This is a genomic window from Streptomyces sp. SID12501, assembly GCF_010550245.1.
Taxonomy (GTDB): Bacteria; Actinomycetota; Actinomycetes; order Streptomycetales; family Streptomycetaceae; genus Streptomyces.
On record NZ_JAAGLU010000888.1, the window covers coordinates 1 to 409 of the forward strand.

General features: G+C 66.5%; 1 protein-coding gene. It reads right to left on the reverse strand.

Going from position 1 to position 409, the window contains the following annotated elements; translation table 11 throughout:
* Nucleotides 1-202 (reverse strand): hypothetical protein (locus G3I71_RS48985; protein WP_164325453.1); only part of this gene is annotated, 202 nt, incomplete at its 3' end.
* Nucleotides 203-409 lie beyond the last annotated feature (207 nt).

A 409-nucleotide genomic window follows, 5' to 3' on the forward strand; every position in this document is an offset into this window, starting at 1 on the left:
CCTCCCCCGCCACGTCCACCTCGACCAGCGCGAGCAGCTCCTCGCCCTCCCGGACGGTGATCTGCCCCGCGGACACCTCCGAGAGCCGCCCGCTCACCCCGGCGAACGTGCTGCGCGGCCAGGCCGCGCCCACGACGTCGAAGACAGCTGACGGATCGAACCGAAAGTCACCGTCCGCGACGACGACGACGGAGTTGGGCATCTCTCCAACCTCTCACGGGACGAGTCGGACCTAGCCGCGGAGTCCCAGAGCGATCATCCGATCCTCAAAGAACCTCGCCGCTGCTGGACTGTTGGTGACGTACTCAATCACGCCGGTATCCCCAAGTCGGCTCGCTGCCTCTGCAAGGCGAAGGAGCCGCTTGTCCATGACGCGTGTCGCGACCTCTTCAAGCTTGCTTCCCACAGC